Annotated in this window: 2 protein-coding genes; both read left to right on the forward strand. The window is 64.3% G+C overall.

The features are described 5' to 3' along the window. Window positions 1-2,750, forward strand: a 2,750-nt coding sequence (locus AC2VOU_RS14725) for a type I polyketide synthase (protein ID WP_486958043.1), incomplete at its 5' end; no start/stop codon positions are given. A gap of 5 nt (window positions 2,751-2,755) precedes the next feature. Beyond that, window positions 2,756-4,353 (forward strand): type I polyketide synthase (locus AC2VOU_RS14730; RefSeq protein ID WP_486958044.1); only part of this gene is annotated, 1,598 nt, incomplete at its 3' end.

Raw genomic sequence — 4,353 nt, forward strand, 5'->3', positions numbered from 1 at the left:
AGCTGGCCGTGACCCACCCGCTGCTCGGTGTGCACATCGAGATGCCTGGCAGCGGAGACCACGTCTGGCAGGCAGATGTCGGAACCGACGTATGCCCCTGGTTAGCCGACCACAAGGTGTTCGGCCAGCCCATCATGCCGGCCGCCGCGTTTGCCGAGATCGCTGTGGCCGCGGCCAGCGAAGCGCTCGGTGTACCCGCTGGCGCCATTATGATCAACCAGTTCGAGGTCGAGCAGATGCTTCCCCTCGACAACCACACACCGCTGACGACGCAGTTAACTCGCCACGGGGACAGCAATATTCGGGTCGAAGTCTATTCCCGCTCACCTCGCTGTGACTTCTCTCGGCACGCCACGGCCAAGGTTGAGCACGTATCGCACCATGTCGCGCAGCCGTACCAGCAAGCACCCGGTTCTTCGAACGAGGTAACCGTGTCGCCAGCCGATTTCTACGCCGTGCTCCGGCAGACCGGTCAACACCATGGTCCGGTGTTTGCGGCATTGACCCGGATAGCTCGGCTGCCCGACGGTTCCGCGGAAACCGAGATCACCGTTCCCGACGAGGCTCCCCGGCATCCCGGATATCGGCTCCACCCCGTCGTGCTGGATGCGGCGCTGCAAAGTGTCGGTGCCGCAATACCCGACGGCGAGGCCGCAGGGTCGGCGGAGGTCAGCTACCTGCCGGTGTCGTTCGAGACGATCCGGGTATACCGCGACATCGGTCGGCACGCCCGGTGTCGGGCACGCCTGACGAACCTCGACGGCGGCGCCGGCAAGTTGGGCAAGATCGTCTTGATCGACGACGCCGGTTACGTAGCAGCCGAAGTGGATGGCATCTACCTGAGACGTGTCGAGCGTCGTGCGGTACCATTGCCGTTGGCGCAGAAGGTCTTCGACGCCGAGTGGATCGAAAGCCCGATTTCGGTCTCGCCGGCTTCGGAGTCGGCCACCGAGACAGCGCGCACAAGTTGGTTGGTACTCACCGACTTGGATCCCTCAGCTAAATCCCTGGCAGACGAATTCATCGCAGGGTGGAGCTCACCGATGCGGCGGGTGCACACCGCCAATCTCCACGACGAATCGGCGATGCTTGCCGCATTCGCGGAGACGGCCGGTGATCCAGAGCACCCACCCGTTGGCGTGGTCGTCTTCGTCGGCGGTGCGGCAACCGGGTTGGACGACGGGCTGGTACAAGCGCGGGACTCGGTGTGGTCGATCTCGACTGTCGTTCGTGCGATCGTCGGCACCTGGCACGGTCGATCGCCACGGCTGTGGTTGATCGCCGGTGGTGGTCTTTCCGTTCAGGACGACGAGCCGGGAGCCCCCGCGACGGCCGCCTTGAAGGGTCTGGTGCGAGTGCTGGCCCTGGAGAATCCGGACCTGCGCGCCACCCTGCTCGATCTGGATGCCACGCACGATCGGATCGCTGCGCTGACCGCTGAACTGCACAATTCTGCCAGTGAGTCCGGTGGCGATGATGTGATCGCGTGGCGGGGTGAACGCAGATTCGTCGAACGGCTGTGCCGGGCGACTCTTCCAGCCATATTTGATGTAGGCAAAGACAATCCGGTGGTTCGCCCTGGAGCGGCATACATCGTCACGGGTGGTCTTGGTGGCCTTGGCCTAGTCGTCGCCAGATGGCTGGTAGATCGCGGCGCTGGTCGGGTGGTCCTGGGCGGCCGCAGCGACCCCAGCGAGGAACAGCTCAAAATCGTCGCCGAATTGGAATCTCGCGCCGAAATCGTGCTGGTGCGCGGTGATGTGGCGGCACCAGGTGTGGCCGAAAGTTTGATCGAGGCGGCAGGAAAAGGCCAGCGCGACTTGCGTGGGATAGTGCACGGCGCGGCGGTCATCGAAGACAGTCTGGTGTTCACCATGACCAGAGAAAACCTGGAGCGGGTTTGGACGCCCAAAGCCACCGGCGCCCTGCGGATGCACCAGGCCAGCGCTAGCTGTGAGCTCGACTGGTGGCTGGGGTTCTCGTCCGTTGCTTCGCTCTTGGGCTCGCCCGGACAAGCGGCATACGCATGTGCCAGCGCATGGCTCGACGCGTTGGTCACGTGGCGCAAGGCATCCGGTTTGCCGGCGGCGGTGATCAACTGGGGCCCATGGTCAGACGTGGGCGTCGCCCAGGCGTTGGTAGGCAGTGTTCTTGATACAATCACCCCGGCAGAGGGCATCGAGGCTCTCGACTCGTTGCTGGCCGCCGGCCGGACCCGCACGGGCGTCGCCCGGTTACGTGCCGATAAGGCTCTGGTCACATTCCCGGAGATGCGCAGCATCAGCTACTTCACCTGGGTGGTCGAGCAGCTGGATGCGGCGGGCGACCTGGGCGACTGGGCCGGGCCTGACGCGCTTGCCGATCTCGATCCGGCAGAGGCTCAGCGCGTGGTGACCGAGCGGATGCGCGCGCGGATCGCGGCGGTGATGGGCTACGCTGACCGATCAACAGTCGATCCCGCCGTGCCGTTGACCGAGCTGGGGCTGGATTCCCTGATGGCGGTGCGGATCCGCAACGGTGCACGGGCGGACTTCGGCGTGGAACCGCCGGTGACATTGATCTTGCAGGGCGCGTCCCTACAAGACCTGACGGCCGATCTTGTGCGTCAACTTGGGCTCGCGAGCCCAGAACAGAAGCTCGACAACCTGAAAAGCACGGACACTGTTCGTGACCGCGCGCAGCAGCGTGCGGCGGCGCGACATGGAGCCGCGATGCGGCGCCGACCTAAACCTGACGTACAGGGAGGATAGAACCAGTGAACACCCCCGACAACGCGATCGCGGTGGTCGGCATGGCCGGCAAATTTCCGGGCGCCAACGATGTGTCGGCGTTCTGGACCAACCTTCGGCGCGGCAAAGAGTCGATCGTCACCCTGTCTGAGCAAGAGCTGCGCGACAATGGTGTCAGCGACAAGACACTGGCCGATCCGGCGTACGTGCGTCGCGCACCGCTACTCGACGGCATCGACGAGTTCGACGCCGACTTCTTCGGGTTGCCGCCGCTGGCCGCGCAGGTACTGGATCCACAACACCGGTTGTTCCTGCAGTGCGCCTGGCATGCGCTAGAGGATGCAGGCTGTGACCCGGCGCAGTTCGATGGCTCGATCGGCGTCTACGGAACCAGCTCTCCCAGCGGCTATCTCCTGCACAACCTGTTGTCGCAGCGCGACCCCCACGCCGTTTTGGCTGAGGGACTCAACTTCGACCAATTCAGTCTGTTCCTACAGAACGACAAAGACTTTCTGGCAACTCGGATATCGCACGCGTTCAACCTGCGGGGCCCAAGCATCGCGGTGCAAACCGCGTGCTCGTCGTCGCTCGTCGCGCTGCACCTGGCCTGCCTGAGTCTGCTGTCCGGTGAATGTGACATGGCATTGGCCGGCGGATCGTCGCTGTGCATCCCGCACCGTGTCGGTTACTGGAACTCGCCGGGATCGATGGTGTCGGCTGTCGGCCACTGTCGGCCCTTCGACGTGCGAGCCGACGGCACTGTCTTCGGCAGCGGTGTCGCGTTGGTGGCCCTCAAGCCGCTACAGGCCGCCATCGACGCTGGCGACCGAATTCACGCTGTCATCCGCGGATCGGCGATCAACAACGATGGATCCATGAAAATGGGTTACGCGGCGCCCAATCCGGCCGCTCAGGCCGATGTCATCGCCGAAGCCCATGCGGTGGCCGGCATCGATTCGTCGACCGTGAGCTATGTCGAGACCCATGGAACCGGCACCCCGCTCGGTGACCCCATCGAAATCCAAGGGCTGAAAACGGCATTCGAAGTATCGCAGACACCCCGCCCGGGCCCATGTGTGCTGGGGTCGGTCAAATCGAACATCGGCCACCTGGAAGTCGCCGCCGGAATCGCGGGTCTGATTAAAACGATTCTGTGCCTGAAGAACAAAGCGATTCCCGCGACGCTGCACTACACCAGTCCGAACCCGGAACTGCGTCTGGACCAAACTCCATTCGTCGTGCAAAGCAAGTACGGCCCATGGGAGTGGGACGGCGTGCGTCGGGCCGGGGTCAGCTCATTCGGGGTCGGTGGTACCAACGCCCACGTCATACTCGAGGAAGCGCCGGAAGTTCCTGCGCATGCCGCGCCGACCGGCCCCCAGGTGATCTTGCTGTCGGCGCAAACCGCTGCGGCGCTTGGCGAATCACGGGCCGCCCTGGCCACGGTTTTAGAAAAATCAGGCGGCCCGGACCTGTCCGACGTCGCCTATACGCTGGCTCGCCGCCGCAAGCACGACGTCACCATGGCCGCCGTCGTTCGTGACCGGGAGCATGCGGTCACCGTCCTGCGGGCGGCCGAGCACGACAATGTTTTCGTCGGCGAATCGGCAGACGCAACTGAATC

The sequence above is a fragment of the Mycobacterium sp. TH-M25 genome, from assembly GCF_057473665.1.